Raw genomic sequence first — 14868 nt, forward strand, 5'->3', positions numbered from 1 at the left:
GCTCAGAGCAGCACATTGAAGACCACCGTGTCGGATCCGGCCGCCGCGGAAATGGCGAAATGCAGTTGCCACAATCCGCTCATTGTGAATTTCACCCCGCCGATGCGATAGCGGCCGTCGCCCAGATAATCGGTCGCATGCGGGCTGGTCGGCAGACCGTGCCTGTGCTGCGGCATGCCGCCGGATATCGAGATCGCAGCGCCCTCCACCGGGGTGCCCGCATTTGTCTTCAGGGTCAGCAGCCAGGATTGCAGCTCGCCTTGACGGACAACGCCCCGCTCCGGCTCGAAACTGGCTACGAACAGGCCGTTCGCCGTCTCTTTCGAACGGGCAATCTCGGAGCCGGCCATCTCGGAACCGGCAAGCCGAGGCGCTTGCGGCGCGGTCACATAGACGGCGGTGAGAATGCCGGCCAGCAAGGCAGCCAGGCCAAGACCTGCCAGAACGTAGCGCCATAACGATGCCAAACCGGTTCCTCTTCCAGAAATAACGTCTCACTGAGCGGATCGCGTCCCGCCGCGCAGCTGAGAAAACGCCGCCGGCGGAAAAATCCGCTGCCGCCAAGCATGGCGCTGGCGCCCGCAAAAAGCTACAGCACCGGTCTTTGGTTTTGTGCATGTCGTTATCCCAAAACCGCTGCGCAAGCTGTGGGCGACATGCACCGGGAGAGAGATACATGGCAGGAAACGGCGTCGCCTCGATCGGTGAATGCATGCTCGAGCTTTCAGGCCAGGCCGGGCCGAACTGGCGCATGGGCTTTGCCGGCGACACATTCAATATGCTGTGGGCGCTGCATGCGCTGAGCGGTGACCGGCCGGCGACCTATGTGTCGGCCTTCGGCGACGACCCGTTCTCGCGCGACCAGATCGATTTCTTCGCGCAAAACGGCATCGGCATCGGCGCCAGCCCGATTATACCAGGCGCCCGCCCCGGCCTTTATGCAATCACGCTGACCGGCGCCGAACGCTCCTTCACCTACTGGCGCGGCGACGCCGCCGCGAGGCAGCTTGCCTCCGACGCGGTCGCTTTGGCGAAAAGCCTTGAAAATCAGGCGCTTGTTTACTTTTCTGGAATCACTTTGGCAATCCTGGACGACGCCGCGCGCAAGACACTTTTGGCGGCGGTGGCCAAGGCGCGCGCCGCCGGCTCGCTTGTCGCCTTCGATCCCAATTATCGGCCGCGGCTGTGGCGCCGGCGCGAGGATGCACAGACCGCGATCCTCGATGCGCTGGCAGTCACCGACATCGCGCTGCCGACCTTTCCCGACGAGCAGATGCTGTTCGGCGACGCAGCGCCGCAGAAAACCGCGGAACGGCTGCGAAAGCTGGTCAGCGAAGTCGTCGTCAAGAACGGCGAGGAGCCGGCGCTGATCGCCGCAAGCGGGACCCTGCAACCCGTTCCGGCCGTGCATGTCGCCGCCCCGGTCGACACCACTGGCGCCGGCGACTCCTTCAATGGCGCCTATCTCGCCGCCCGGCTTGCCGGCCATGTCCCGACCGAGGCGGTGCTGCGCGCGCATCGCGTCGCCGCCGCCGTCGTCCAGGTGCGCGGCGCGCTGGCGCCATTCGAGACGTTAAGGGCGGCGTTCGAAGATTAAACGCAATCGGACTGGCTGCCGCCAACCGCCGACAAGCTTGCAGCCCAAGGCGGTCGTTATCCGCGCTTTTCGATGACGCCGTAGAGGACGTTGCGGTTCTCGCCAAAGAACACCTGCGCCTCGACGGTGTTTCGGTCGACGCTGGCATTGATGATGTTCCACATATCGGCCTCCGACCGCAGCAGCAACACCCAGTTCATGAACGTCTCCCGGTAGCCGGCGTCAGGGTTGCCCTCGGCGTAGTTCGCGAAGAGGAATGTCCCGTTCGGCTTCAACATCTGCAGGCAGGTTTTCGTGAGCTTCACGGCGACGTTGTGCGCAAGGTAGTCGTAAAGGCCGGAGGCATAGATGAAATCGAACTTGCCAAGCTTGTGGCCTCTCGTGAGCATGGTTCGCACCGAGCCGTCGATGGCCTCTACCGCAGTGCCCTGAAAGTCGCGCGTGATCAATCCAACGCTCTGAGGATCCTGATCGAGCGCAACCCAGCGCTTGAGACGGCCCTCCTGTAAGGCGGCCGAGCGATTGGCCTCCCTTAAATGGCCGGCCGCAATCGCCAGGACCTCGGTTTGAGGCCCATTCCTGGTCGCAATCTCATCGACATATCGGGTCAAAAGATCGCGTCGTTCGCGCGCCGCGACGCACGACGGCACATCCTTGGTATGCCTGTAGAGCGCCTTGCCGACCTCCGAGGCGTTTGCCACGCTCTCCGCCACGTGCGGATCACAATAGATGTAGTCGAGCAACTGTGCGTCGCCGGAATAACCTCTGGGCTTGTCGTGGGACCACCGCGTGAGCGGATCTTCAAGAAAGTACTCCAGGACCGGGTGGTTCCGCACCACCGGTATCAATGCTTGCCAAACGTCCGGATGAACCTTGATACGCATTGCTTCGAGATGCGACATCAGACGGCGAATGACCTCCGCGGGGTCCTTCTGCTGCTCGATCTGCTGGTGCGTGATGTGGAGAATGAGTGCAAGCTCGACGCGGGCGGTTTCGAACGCTTCGCTATGAGGCTCGAGCTTTCTTCGAGGGAGACTGGCGGCGATCATCTCGGCAGTAATCAGACTTTTGCCATCGAGGATGGTTGCCACCGCAGAACTCCATAATTACATTTAACTAGATATAGTTAGATATTGCCTAAAATTTTATCTTTGCCAAGACACATCTCCGGCATTTTAGCGGTGTCGTTAAATTCCCGCCAACCATGCTGATTTTTTGGACGCCTTGCGGGTCAGATTCCCGATACGAGTTAACGCAAACCTATATGCGCGACTGCATATTGCTTGCGAGGCGCCGCAATTCGCTGTCGCGCCTGAGGAGTCGGCCGGCGTGGGGGCAGAAGCTAGAAATGAGTTCGGCATGCAAAGCCCGGTTCAAATGGGGCTTAGGGTGACGAACGAATATGCGTCATCCGCATTGGCCGATATGGCCCATGCGGAACCGCTTGAGCGGCGCTACGAGCCGCGGTCCGACGAGCTCCGCAAACTCTACCGAGAGGAAGGCCAGGCGAAGCGAAGAATGGACGCCAGGCCGGGGCTTTGGATCGCCGTTACCATCTACCTGCTGTTTTCGGCAACGGATCTGCTGCTGATACCGGATGTCGCACTCTATACGATCACGGCCCGCTTCGCGGTCGGAGTGACGGCGCTGTTAACCCTGGAAGCACAACTTCGCCGGGGGGTCGCCACGGAATGGATTGACGTGACTTGCGCCGCTGCCATCATCTTTGGCTATGTTGGTTGGTTGTCCCCAGCGGTTATGGGCGCGGACAAGGAAAGCGTCTCTTATTACATGGTCTTCGGCACCATCTTTATGATGAGCGCAAATCTATTTTTTACGTTTAAATTCAGCCTGTCTATCGTGACTTCAAGTATAATTCTAATAATACTGTATATTGTAAACTACTTTGTGCCTTCCGCATTAGCATACAAGATGGTATTTGGAACTTTCTACATATCATGCTTCACATTTACATCTTACGTAAACTGGAAGCTGAACGAGGAACGTTACAACGTCTTCCTCAACGCCCTCGAAGCCAAAATCCAGCACAAGGAAGCCACCGAGCGCGGACAGGCGCTGTTGAGTCTGTCGAGAACCGATCCGCTTACGGGTCTGGAGAACCGGCGGGCGATTGACGAGAAGCTGCGCGACTACTGGAGCGACTGGCAAAGGCATGGCAGCGGTTTTGTGGCGATACTCATCGACGTGGACTTCTTCAAAAGGTTCAACGACTACTACGGACATCAGGAAGGCGACCGCTGCCTGATACTTGTCGCCAATGCCCTTGCCGAAATGATCAAGCACCACAATGGCTCAATCGGCCGCTACGGCGGGGAAGAATTCATCGTCCTGGCTCGCATGGAGAAAAAGGAACAGGTTGCAGGTCTCGCGGAAGCCATTCGAAGCACGGTGGAGAACCTCGCGCTTCCCCACCAGCAGCGCAGGGACGGCACCTCGGTGGTGACGGTGAGCGTTGGTGCTGCCTTCACCAGGCCGCAGACCGGCGCCAAGCTGGAGAAGATCATCCACGAGGCCGATCGTGCGCTCTATCTGGCAAAAGCAGGCGGTCGCAATTGTACCTGGCTGTTCGATCCAAACGATCCCCAGAGCAGCGACGAGAGCGAGAATATTGCGGCTTTGCTGAAGATCGCGATCGGCCAGGATCTCGTTTCACTCGTCTATCAGCCGATCCAGAATGTGGCGTCTGGCCGGGTTGAAGCCGTCGAGGCTCTGATGCGCCTCAAAATGCTGGACGGCACATCGGTTCCGCCGAGTCTGTTCATTCCTGTTGCGGAACGAACCGGCGCGGTCCTGGAACTCGGGCGCTGGGCCATAAGGACAGTGTGCACTGAACTCCTGGCGGACGATCACGTCCGTGTCGTCAGCGTCAACGTCTCTCCAATTCAGCTCAAGACGCCCGGCTTCGCAGCTTCGGTTGCGACGATTTTGAGCGAGACCGGCGTCGCCGGCAGCAGGCTGGCCCTCGAAATCACCGAAGGGCTGGAGATGGAGATGCACTCCGACATTCTGCGCTGCATCAGCGACCTGAAGCTGCTGGGGGTCAGGGTATGGCTTGACGACTTCGGGACGGGCTTCGCGGGCCTCTCATGGCTTCGCCTCATCGATTTCGATACGGTGAAGATCGACCGCTCGTTCCTGCATGACTGCGGCACCCCAAGGGGCAAGGCGATGCTGCAGGACATTATTGCCCTGGTGCGAAATCGCGGCCATAAAATCCTGATCGAGGGGGTGGAAACCGACGAGCAGCTGGCCCTTATCCGCGAATTCGACATCGATAAGATCCAGGGCTTTCACGTCGGCCGCCCTGCTCCCGCCGCGAATTTCCGCACCAAACCGGCCACCTACAAACGCACATTGTCGATCGTCAAGTCGGCATGAATAGCGGCGAGCGGCTGCCGCGGGCCGTCATCGTTCCGTACACGCAGTGGTTTAGGCGTCGAAGCCGACTACCGCCCATTAATCGCCTTACGCATCCCCGCTGACTCCGGCGCCATGAAGTTGGCCAACGCGATGATCCGCTGGTCGCCCGGATAGGCAGCACGTTCGGCGGTGGCCACCGAATATGGACACATTGCATAGGTAGCACTACTGTCCACTCTAATGAGCAAGCTGGTTCGCATCCTCGCAGTCGTCTTCCTCGCGGCCTTCGCCACGGGCACGGCGGCGCATGCCGCGGCTTTGACGGACATGTCCCTGAAGATGTCGATGGCTGAGATGGACGGCGACATGCCCGACTGCCAGGACTGTCCCGGCGATGACGGCCAGACGTCGGCATGCGACCAGTTCTGCGTTACCTCGCTTGTCGCGATCTGCACGCCTGCCGCGGCCGAGCTGCCGCATTTCGCCGGTATCGTATCCTTGCCTCCCGGAGAACCGTCCGACGGCCGCACCGGTCCGCCTGAGCCCTATCCTCCCCGAACCACCTTCCTGAGCTGACGCGGCCGCGGCATCCGCTCGCGACCGACCCGTCGACGCGCCCGGCTACGTCCGCGCGTCAAAAAAAGCCTATTCCGGAATGGTTGATCCAATGCCCTATCCACGTGTGCCGGCGCTGACGCGTCGAACCTTCCTCGCATCGGCCGCCGCCGTTTCGGCGGGCGTGGTGCTTCCACCGCGATCCGACGCCGCAGGCCTTCGCGAGTTCCGGATCCGCGCCGGACCGGGACGCGCCCAGATCGCGCCAGAGCCGCATGGCGATACCCCCATCTGGTGCTATGACGGCAGCCTGCCCGGTCCGGAAATTCGCATCCGCCAGGGAGAACGCCTGCGGGTGGCGGTCGAGAACAAACTCAACGAAGAGACGACGGTGCACTGGCACGGTTTGCGGGTCCCGAACGCGATGGACGGCGTGCCGCACCTCACGCAGGCGCCGATCTCGCCCGGCGAGACCTTTGCCTACGAGTTCGATGCCGTCGACGCAGGCACCTTCTGGTACCATCCGCACCATCGCAGTTTCGAGCAGGTCGGCAGAGGCCTCTACGGCCCGCTGATCGTGGAGGAAGCCGATCCCATCCGGGTCGACCGCGAAGTCACATGGGTGCTGTCCGACTGGCGGCTGACCAAAACCGCCGAGATGCGGGAAGACTTCGGCAACCGCCATGACATGATGCACAACGGCCGGGTCGGAAACACGGTCACGATCAATGGCCGCGTGCCGGATGTCTTTCAGGTGCGAAAGGGAGAACGCATCCGGCTGCGGCTGATCAACGCCGCCAACGCCCGCATTTTCGGCCTCGACTTCGGGAACCATCAGCCTGCTATCATTGCGCTGGACGGGCAGCCAGTGGAGCCGCATGCGCCGGAAGGCGGGCTGGTCGTGCTGGGGCCCGCGATGCGCGCCGACCTCATCCTCGACATGACGGCTGACGCCGGAAGCCGGGTTTCCGTGATCGACCGCTTCTACGAGGGCCTCGAATACCGCCTGGTCGACCTAGCCTATGCCGGTAATCCGCTCAGGCAGGCGGCTCCCGACTGGCCTGTCGCCCTCCCGCCCAACCCGCTGCCGGAGCCGGACCTTGCATCGGCCGTCCGGCACGAGGTCACCTTCAACGGCGGCATGATGGGAGCCATGGTCATGCAGGAGATGGGCGGCAGCATGGGCGACACGCGCAAGCATTCCCCCGGCGCCGTTGGCGGCATGATGGGCAGCATGGGCGGCATGATGAACATGATGCACTCCGGCGGCATCTGGTTCATCAACGGCATCGCGGCGGAAGGGCACGTCATGGACCCGATGCTGACGCTTGCGCGGGACAAGAGCCATGCCATCGCGATGACCAACGCGACGGCCTGGCATCATCCGATCCACCTGCACGGCCATTCCTTCCGGGTGATCTCCCGGAACGGCAAGCCGAGCAAGCACCGCGAGTGGCAGGACACGGTGCTCATGTCTCCGCGCGAGCGGGTGGAGATCGCCCTCGTTGCCGACAATCCGGGCGACTGGATGCTCCATTGCCACATACTCGAACACCAGGCCGCCGGGATGATGGGCGTCTTCCGCGTCGCCTGACCAATCCCTCAAAAGGAGAACCGAAAATGCGTACTATCCTGAATGCCGTCGCCCTCGCTTCCTTCGTCTGGGCTGCCGTCCCGACGCTCGCGGGCGAGAAGGACGTCACCCTCTACAAGAACCCGCAGTGCGGCTGCTGCGAAGGCTATGCCGAGTACCTGCGGGAGAACGGCTTCACCGTCACCAGCAAGGCCACCCACGACCTCGCCGAGATGAGCCGCGAGGCAGGCATCGCGGACGAATTCCAGGGCTGCCACCTGTCATTCGTGGACGGCTACGTCGTCAGCGGCCACGTCCCCGTCGGCACGGTCAAGAAGCTGCTCACGGAGCGGCCCGACATCAAGGGCGTGACGCTGCCCGGCATGCCAATGGGCTCGCCGGGAATGAGCGGCACCAAGGAAGCGCCGTTCGAGATGCTGGAGATCACCAAGTCTGGCAGCGTGGGCGGCGTATACGCGCGGGAATAGGCCTGCAACGAGACGCGGAAAAGGAGCCGACAACGATGGACGGCGGAATGATGGAAGGCATGGGCGGCATGATGCTGGGCATGGGTGTGGGCTGGCTCCTGCTCGTAGTTGCGCTCGTTCTCGCGGTCGCGACCTTGGTGAAGTACCTGTTCTTCAGCGGCCGCAAATGAGCAGGCAGGCTGTTATCCTCGGCTTCGCGGCGCTCTTGGGAGTTGCCGCCATCGCCTTGATCTGGTCGTTCGGAGCAAGCGAGGCCGCGGCAATTGCGCGGGGAAGGCAGCTCTATTCCGCGAACTGCGCCTCCTGCCACGGGGCCAGCCTCGAAGGCCAGCCTGACTGGAAGAGGCAGCTTCCCTCGGGACGCATGCCCGCCCCGCCGCACGATGCGTCCGGGCACACCTGGCACCACCCGGACGGGGTGCTGTTCCGGATCACCAAAGAGGGTCCAGCCGCCGTGGTGGGCAACGGGTACGCTAGCGACATGCCGGGATTCGAGGACATTTTGAGCGATGAGGAGATCCGCGCCGTTCTCGCCTTCATCAAGAGCACATGGCCGGAGCGGGAGCGCGCCTACCAGTCGGAGATGAGCCGCCGCGAGCAGGAGAAGACGCAGTGAAGACGATCCTGTCGGCGCTGATACTTGCCGTCGTTGTGGCCGTGGGCAACGCGCACGCGCAGGAACCGACAGTGATGCCGCTGCACGAGGAGCCGCAGCCCATGCCCGAACTCATCCTCGCCGACGAGGCGGGAGAGCCGCAATCTCTCGAAGATTGGCGCGGCAAGATGGTGCTGCTCAACGTCTGGGCGACCTGGTGTGCGCCCTGCCGGGCCGAAATGCCCACGCTCAACCGCCTTCAGGGGCGGCTCGGCGGCGACGGATTCGATGTCGTCGCCCTTTCGGTGGACCGAGCGGGAGCCGCCGCAGTCCGGAAGTTCTTCGACGAGATCGGGGTCAAACTCCCCGTCTTCATCGACCAGGACGGGACTGCGATCCGCGCGTTGGGACTGTTCGGCCTGCCAGCCACGCTTCTGATCGGCCCCGACGGAAACGAGCTCGCGCGGCTCGCCGGACCCGCCGAATGGGACACCCCCGAGATGGTTTCCTTCTTCGAAGGGATCATCGTACGAGAACTCGACCAAACCGGAGAACGGAGATGAACAGAAAAACACTTCTCGCCGCGATGGCCGTCACGTCTGTCCTCGCGCTTCCGGCATTTGCCCATCATCCGGGCGCCGATCTCGACAGGCTTATGGGCAGCGAGGAGAAGTATTTCCAGGCGATCGACGCTCCCGCAGCGCCGGGATTCGATCTGGCCGACGACGAAGGCAATCCGGTCCGCCTCTCGGACTTCGCCGACAAGGTCGTTGTACTCAATTTCGTGTTCGCGAGTTGCACCGACGTCTGCCCGCTGCACTCCGACCTGATCGCCCGCGTCCAGGCGATGGTCAACGAAACGCCCATGAAGGACCTGGTGCAGTTCCTGACGGTGACGACAGACCCGAAGTTAGACACGCCCGAGGTCATGAAGGGATACGGCGAAGCGCACGGGCTCGACCCGCGCAACTGGACCTTCCTGACCACCCGCGAAGGGCAGGCGGAGGATGCGACGCGCAAGCTGTCCGAGCAATACAACGTCCGTTTCGATCCGCTCGAAGGCGGCCAGCAGATGCATGGCTTGGTGACGCACGTGATCGACCGCGGCGGGCGCTTCGCGGCCAAGTTCCACGGCCTCAGGTTCGATCCGCTGAACCTGGTCATGTACGTCAATGGCCTGACGAACAGCGTGAATCGGCCGTGATCAATTGACTTGATCCAGCACTACCGCCGGACGCCCTCGTAGGTTGTCTGGTTGGGGAACAACACGGAAACAGCGCACGGATCGCTCATGAGCCGCCGCGCCAGCGGGGCTGGGACAGGATTCCTGCTTTCGACATCTCCGATCTATCTTTTGCCACCTGATGCCGCTTCGCTCCGCCCTTTTCAGGCTTTGCTCCGATTGCGAAACAATCCGATTGGTGCTAATGCAACTCATTCGCATTTGCATTTATGGTGGCGGTTATGTCCGAGGTCAGCATGTGGTTCCGCGAAAGGATCAGCAGGCGTGGGCTGCTGTGGGGCGGCCTGGCGGCGGCCGGAGGCTCGGCGATAGCGGGAACGGCGGCTGGCCAATCGGTCCATTCCGACCATGGGGCCACGTCGGCCGCGGGCGCTGAACCGCCTCAAGCGCATTTGGCCGCCCACGGATCGATGATCACCGTCGGAGAGGTGGACAACGAGCGCAACGGCTTCGATCCTTCCCGGATGGTGACGGACTGGGAAACGGGCTCGGTGTCGACGCTTCCCGACGGACGAATCCTTCGGACTTTCGAGATCGAGGCGGTCGACAAGGAAATCGAAATCGCGCCGGGGATCATGTTCCCGGCCTGGACCTACAACGGACGCGTTCCCGGGCCTGCGCTCAGGGCGACCGAAGGCGAGCACCTCCGGATCGTCTTCCGCAACTCCGGCTCGCATCCCCACTCCATGCACTTCCACGGCATCCACGCCGCAAGGATGGACGGCGTCCCCGGTGCAGGATTGATCGGTCCGGGAGAAGAATTCGTCTATGAGTTCGATGCCAGGCCGTTCGGCTGCCATCTCTATCACTGCCACGCGCTGCCCCTGAAGCGGCACATTCACAAAGGCATGTACGGATTGTTCGTCATCGACCCGGATCCGGCCCGCCATCCGGAGCTTGCCGATGTTGCCCGTTCCCGCTTGCTCGGCACGCCCGAGAACGCCGAATGGCAGGAATTCGCCATGGTGATGAACGGCTTCGACACCAACTTCGACAACGGGAACGAAGTCTATGCGGTGAATACCGTCGCACACGCGTACATGAAGCGGCCGATCAGGATCGTCCGCAACCGCCCAGTCCGCATCTATCTGGCCAATGTCGTCGAGTTCGATCCCATCAACTCGTTCCACTTGCACGCCAACTTCTTCGACTATTTCGAACAGGGGACGACGCTCACGCCGACGTTGAGGACGGTCGACTTGATCACTCAGGTGCAGGCGCAGCGCGGAATCCTCGAGTTTACCTACAAGGATCACGAGACCGGGCTCTACATGTTCCACCCGCACCAGTCGGAGTTCACCGAACTCGGCTGGACGGGCATGTTCGACGTGGTGGAGGCGGTCGCATGAACGAGGTCTCGCACATCGCCGCGGCCGACCCGACCGCTCCCGTCGGCTCCGGAAAGTCGCGCGCCGCTTTGCTGTGGCTGATCCTGCCGCTGGCCGCCCTCGCCCTGGCGATCACCTGGCTGCTGCTCTCTGACCCGCTCAGAAACTTCGGGAACGGCGCTCCGCCTGTGGAGAGCCTGACTTTCGAGCGGACGGTCCTTTCGTCGGACGGCATACGCGTCCTCGTCCGCGCCGGCGGCTCGGAGCCGATGACGATCGCCCAGGTCCAGGTTGACGACGCATACTGGCAGTTCACGCAGGAACCCGCAGGACCGCTCGCCCGCGGCGCTACCGCATGGATCCATCTGCCCTTCCCCTGGGTGCTGGGGGAGGCGCATGCCATCAACATCGTCACCAATACCGGGGCGACGTTCGAACACGAGATCGCAGTCGCTGTGTCGACCCCGACACGGAACGCAGGGAACCTTGCTTCCCAGGCGCTGCTCGGTGTCTTAGTCGGCCTCGTTCCGGTCGCCATCGGGATGATGTTTTATCCAGCGCTGCGCGGAGTCGGCCGCAGCGGCATGAATTTCCTGCTCGCCCTGACTGTCGGCCTGCTGGCGTTCCTGTTAGTCGACGCAGCGGCCGAAGCTTTCGAACTGGCGGCCGAGTCCGCCGCAATATTCCAGGGACAGGCCATGGTCGTCCTCGCAGCCGTTGCGAGTTTCCTCCTGCTGATGGCGGCCGGCCGCCGGGACGGAGTGCCGACCGGACTTGCGCTCGCCACCTTCATCGCGCTTGGAATCGGCCTGCACAATCTTGGCGAGGGGCTGGCCATCGGCGCTGCGTTCGCGGCAGGCGCGGCCGGATTGGGCACTTTCCTGGTGTTGGGCTTCATGCTGCACAACATCACCGAAGGCATCGGCATTTCCGCGCCGATGCTGAAGAAGCGCCCGCCTCTGTGGACCTTCGTCGGCTTGGCGCTTCTGGCCGGCGGTCCCGCCGTCATCGGACTTTGGATCGGAAGCCTGGCCTATGCGCCGCAGTGGTCGGCGCTGGCTCTCGCGGTCGGAGCGGGAGCCATTCTGCAGGTCATCGTCGAGGTCACTGCGTACCTGATGAGGTCGGACGGGAGAGGCCCTGCGGCGCTCACGGCGCCAGCCACGATGGCGGGGTTGGCGGCAGGCGTTTCGTTCATGTATGTGACCGCTATGCTCGTCAAAGTCTGATCTGCCGCGGCGACAGCTTGTCCGGTCGCTCCTGCCCGATTGTCGCCTGTGAACTGCGGGCGCGGAGATCGGTTGCGGCAAATAGCCGAACGTGAGCACCTGCGCAGCTAGCACAGCGGCTGAAGCCAGGGCTTTGGTCAAACAGCAGGCCAGACGGGCATGGGGCAACACTGTCCGGACCTGCTGCCGAACATTCCGGCCTCCGTCAGGGGTACCGCGCATACACTTCCGTCGTGCCGTCACGTCGCACGAGAAGGACGTCACAGGGATCGGCGTCCGGCCCCGCCTCGCCCATGCCCGGTGACCCGTAGGGCATGTCCGGAACCGTCAGCCCAATCGCATCCGGCCGTTCCGCCCGAAGGCGCTTCACCTCCCGCGCGGGAACATGGCCCTCGATCACATAGCCCTCGATCTACCCGGTGTGGCAGGAGGTCTGGCCGGGTTTCAGACCAGCCCCGATCTTCACCTGCATCAAGTCTGCCATGGGCAGGTTCTTGAGTTCGGCAGCAAACCCGTTCTCCTCCATGTGGCGCGCCCAGCCTATGCAGCAGCCACATCCCGACGTTGTCAGGGCTTCGATGGCCTGCGTCGCCGAAGCCAAGCCCAGGAGGAGACAAAGGCGACCGTCGCGGCTACCCGCCGCACCCACTGTGAGATAACGCCGGATCTGGTCATTGTGCCTGTCCTTTCACTGGCGGCCCCAACTGAGGAGCCGCATTGCGTTCGCCGTCACGAGCACGGTCGCGCCCGTGTCCGCGAGTATGGCGGGCCAGAGGCCAGTGACGCCGATCACCGTCGTCACAAGAAAAACCGCCTTCAGCCCGAGCGCGACCGCGATGTTCTGCTTGATGTTCGCCATTACGGCCCGCGACAGGGTGACCATACGCGAAACGTCTTCGACACGCCCGTGAAGGATTGCCGCATCCGCGGTCTCCAGCGCGACGGCGGTGCCGCCGCCCATGGCGATGCCAATGTCGGCCGCGGCGAGCGCCGGAGCGTCGTTGACGCCGTCGCCGACCTTTGCGACTTTGAAGCCTTCCTTCTGCATCTCGCCGACGATCCGCCGCTTGTCCTGCGGCAGCAACTCAGCGCGCGCCTCGACCCCCAGACCCGCGGCGATCGCTTCCGCGGTCTTGCGGTTGTCCCCGGTGAGCATGACCGTCCTGATGCCTTGCGCCTTGAGCGAGGCCAGCCCCGCCCTGGCGTCAGCCCGCGGTTCGTCCCGCATGGCGATCAGACCCGTGATTGCTTCTCCCGCCAGCAAGACCGAAACGGTCTTCCCTTGGCCGTTCAAATCCTCGATCCGGGCAACCTGGTGCGGAGACAGCGAGGCGCGCTCGGCCGCCGCCTTGGAGGAAGCCAGAAATACCGCCACGCCCCCGACATTGCCTTCCACGCCCTTGCCCGAGACTGTTTTCGCCCCGAAGGCCGGAGGGATCGGTGCCTTGTTCGCCTTCGCCTTCTCGAGGATGGCGACGGCAAGCGGATGGTTCGACCCCTGCTCGAGGGCGGCAGCCATCGACAGCACCTCGCGCTCGGTCCGCCCGTAGGCGACCACGTCCGTGACGACAGGCTTGCCTTTCGTCAGGGTGCCGGTCTTGTCGAAGGCGACGGCTGTGATCTTGCCGAAGCGTTCGAGGACGGTTCCGCCCTTCATCAGCATGCCGCGGCGCGCGCCCGCTGACAGTCCCGCCGCGACAGCGGCCGGAGTGGAGATGACCAGCGCACACGGGCAGCCGATCAGCAGGATGGCCAGACCCTTGTATATCCATTCGTTCCATCCGGCACCGAACAGCAGCGGCGGCAGGGCGGCCACGAGCGCGCCCACCACCAAAACGCCCGGCGTGTAGTAGCGGGAGAAGCGGTCAATGAACCTCTCGGTGGGGGCCTTGCTCTCCTGCGCCTCCTCGACGAGACGGACGACGCGAGCGATCGTGTTGTCTTCGGCCGCGGCGGTCACCCGGACCTTCAACACACCGTCGGTGCTGATCGTGCCCGCGAAGACAGCGTCCTTTTCGGACTTCCGCTTCGGCATGCTCTCCCCGGTCACGGGAGACTCGTCGACGTCGCTCGATCCTTCGACAATTGCCCCGTCCGCCGGAATGCGGTCGCCAGGGCGGACGACGATGAGATCGCCGACGGCCAGCATCGCGGCGGGTACCTCCACTGTTCCGCCATCCCTTTCCACGAGCGCGGTCTTCGGAACGAGGTCAGCGAGTCCCTGGATGCTCGCCCGCGCACGCCCAGCGGCCACGCTTTCGAGCAGCTCACCGATCAAGAAGAGCAGCACAACCATCGCCGCCTCCTCCGTCGCCCCGATCAGCACGGCTCCGACGGCAGCAATCGTCATGAGTGTCTCAATGGAGAATGGCGCACCTGCAAAGGCGGCGGACACCGCGCGCCGACCGATCGGCACAAGCCCGACCAGCAAGGCAGCCAGGAACGGCCAGTGGCCCCCGTCCGGATAGGCAATCCCGATGGCATAGGCCGCAACGAGCGCCGCTCCGGAGGCGACGGTCAGTTTCGCCCGCCCGGAGCGCCACCAAGACTGCTCGGCAACGGTTGCATGTTCGTGCGAAGAGGGACTGTCCCGTTGCCCTTTTGCGGCTTCGCCTTCCCCCCTGTCCCAAGGCGTCGCACCGTAGCCCAGTCGAGAGACCTGCCGCGCGATCGCGTCGCTGGTGAGGGAGTCCGCATGTGTGACCGTCAGACTGCCGGTGGTGACCGAGACGGAAACGTCCGCCACGCCGTCCATCCGCCGCACCGCCGTGTCGATCTTGGACGCGCAGGACGCGCAATCCATGCCGCTGACGCGGTAACGGGTCTGTGTCGACATTCCAAGCATGGTGCATTCCCAGGAGTTCAAGCAGCTAGTGGTT

15 protein-coding genes are annotated in these 14868 nt (G+C 63.2%); 11 read left to right on the forward strand and 4 right to left on the reverse strand.

Features of this window, described 5'->3' with window-relative positions; all coding sequences use genetic code 11:
• Nucleotides 1-2 precede the first annotated feature (2 nt).
• The gene (locus AC0L2R_RS21895) at nucleotides 3-467 is read right to left on the reverse strand and encodes a FixH family protein (protein ID WP_473511498.1); all 465 of its coding nucleotides are present in this window, start codon (nucleotides 465-467) and stop codon (nucleotides 3-5) included.
• A gap of 209 nt (nucleotides 468-676) precedes the next feature.
• Here AC0L2R_RS21895 and AC0L2R_RS21900 point away from each other — a divergent pair, with 209 nt between their 5' ends.
• Nucleotides 677-1597 carry a sugar kinase gene (locus tag AC0L2R_RS21900; RefSeq protein WP_473511499.1) on the forward strand — a complete coding sequence of 307 codons (921 nt, stop codon included), beginning with the start codon at nucleotides 677-679 and terminating at the stop codon, nucleotides 1595-1597.
• A 56-nt stretch (nucleotides 1598-1653) separates the two neighbouring features.
• Here AC0L2R_RS21900 and AC0L2R_RS21905 read toward each other — a convergent pair whose 3' ends face one another.
• Nucleotides 1654-2688 (reverse strand): class I SAM-dependent methyltransferase, encoded by a 1035-nt coding sequence (locus AC0L2R_RS21905; RefSeq protein ID WP_473494561.1) that lies wholly within the window; start codon nucleotides 2686-2688, stop codon nucleotides 1654-1656.
• Between the two features lie 334 nt (nucleotides 2689-3022).
• Here AC0L2R_RS21905 and AC0L2R_RS21910 point away from each other — a divergent pair, with 334 nt between their 5' ends.
• The 10 genes from AC0L2R_RS21910 to AC0L2R_RS21955 all read left to right on the forward strand — a co-directional run bounded on the left by AC0L2R_RS21910 (nucleotide 3023) and on the right by AC0L2R_RS21955 (nucleotide 11989).
• On the forward strand, nucleotides 3023-4996 hold the full coding sequence (locus tag AC0L2R_RS21910) for a putative bifunctional diguanylate cyclase/phosphodiesterase (RefSeq protein WP_473511664.1): 1974 nt from the start codon (nucleotides 3023-3025) through the stop codon (nucleotides 4994-4996).
• Between the two features lie 222 nt (nucleotides 4997-5218).
• Entirely contained in the window at nucleotides 5219-5554 is a 336-nt protein-coding gene (locus tag AC0L2R_RS21915; RefSeq protein WP_473511501.1) for a hypothetical protein, read from the forward strand.
• A 91-nt stretch (nucleotides 5555-5645) separates the two neighbouring features.
• Nucleotides 5646-7127 (forward strand): multicopper oxidase family protein, encoded by a 1482-nt coding sequence (locus AC0L2R_RS21920; RefSeq protein ID WP_473511502.1) that lies wholly within the window; start codon nucleotides 5646-5648, stop codon nucleotides 7125-7127.
• Between the two features lie 26 nt (nucleotides 7128-7153).
• Complete coding sequence (locus tag AC0L2R_RS21925) at nucleotides 7154-7594, forward strand: DUF411 domain-containing protein (protein ID WP_473511503.1); 441 nt, start codon at nucleotides 7154-7156, stop codon at nucleotides 7592-7594.
• 35 nt (nucleotides 7595-7629) lie between these two features.
• On the forward strand, nucleotides 7630-7764 hold the full coding sequence (locus tag AC0L2R_RS21930; protein ID WP_287219350.1) for a hypothetical protein: 135 nt from the start codon (nucleotides 7630-7632) through the stop codon (nucleotides 7762-7764).
• Complete coding sequence (locus AC0L2R_RS21935) at nucleotides 7761-8210, forward strand: c-type cytochrome (RefSeq protein WP_287219349.1); 450 nt, start codon at nucleotides 7761-7763, stop codon at nucleotides 8208-8210. The genes AC0L2R_RS21930 and AC0L2R_RS21935 overlap by 4 nt, the downstream gene beginning before the upstream one ends.
• Entirely contained in the window at nucleotides 8207-8752 is a 546-nt protein-coding gene (locus AC0L2R_RS21940) for a TlpA family protein disulfide reductase (RefSeq protein ID WP_473511505.1), read from the forward strand. Before AC0L2R_RS21935 ends, AC0L2R_RS21940 begins: the two co-directional genes overlap by 4 nt.
• Nucleotides 8749-9393 (forward strand): SCO family protein, encoded by a 645-nt coding sequence (locus AC0L2R_RS21945; RefSeq protein WP_473511506.1) that lies wholly within the window; start codon nucleotides 8749-8751, stop codon nucleotides 9391-9393. The genes AC0L2R_RS21940 and AC0L2R_RS21945 overlap by 4 nt, the downstream gene beginning before the upstream one ends.
• 260 nt (nucleotides 9394-9653) lie before the next feature.
• On the forward strand, nucleotides 9654-10781 hold the full coding sequence (locus AC0L2R_RS21950) for a multicopper oxidase domain-containing protein (RefSeq protein ID WP_292601920.1): 1128 nt from the start codon (nucleotides 9654-9656) through the stop codon (nucleotides 10779-10781).
• Nucleotides 10778-11989, forward strand: a complete 1212-nt coding sequence (locus tag AC0L2R_RS21955) for a ZIP family metal transporter (protein ID WP_473511507.1) — start codon at nucleotides 10778-10780, stop codon at nucleotides 11987-11989. The genes AC0L2R_RS21950 and AC0L2R_RS21955 overlap by 4 nt, the downstream gene beginning before the upstream one ends.
• A 205-nt stretch (nucleotides 11990-12194) precedes the next feature.
• On the opposite strand, the gene AC0L2R_RS21960 is transcribed toward AC0L2R_RS21955, so the two are convergent.
• Both AC0L2R_RS21960 and AC0L2R_RS21965 read right to left on the reverse strand, forming a co-directional pair.
• Nucleotides 12195-12389, reverse strand: a complete 195-nt coding sequence (locus AC0L2R_RS21960) for a DUF411 domain-containing protein (RefSeq protein WP_419693617.1) — start codon at nucleotides 12387-12389, stop codon at nucleotides 12195-12197.
• 288 nt (nucleotides 12390-12677) lie between these two features.
• Nucleotides 12678-14834 (reverse strand): heavy metal translocating P-type ATPase, encoded by a 2157-nt coding sequence (locus AC0L2R_RS21965; RefSeq protein WP_473511509.1) that lies wholly within the window; start codon nucleotides 14832-14834, stop codon nucleotides 12678-12680.
• Between the last annotated feature and the right edge of the window lie 34 nt (nucleotides 14835-14868).

The organism is Mesorhizobium sp. WSM4820 (genome assembly GCF_055811075.1).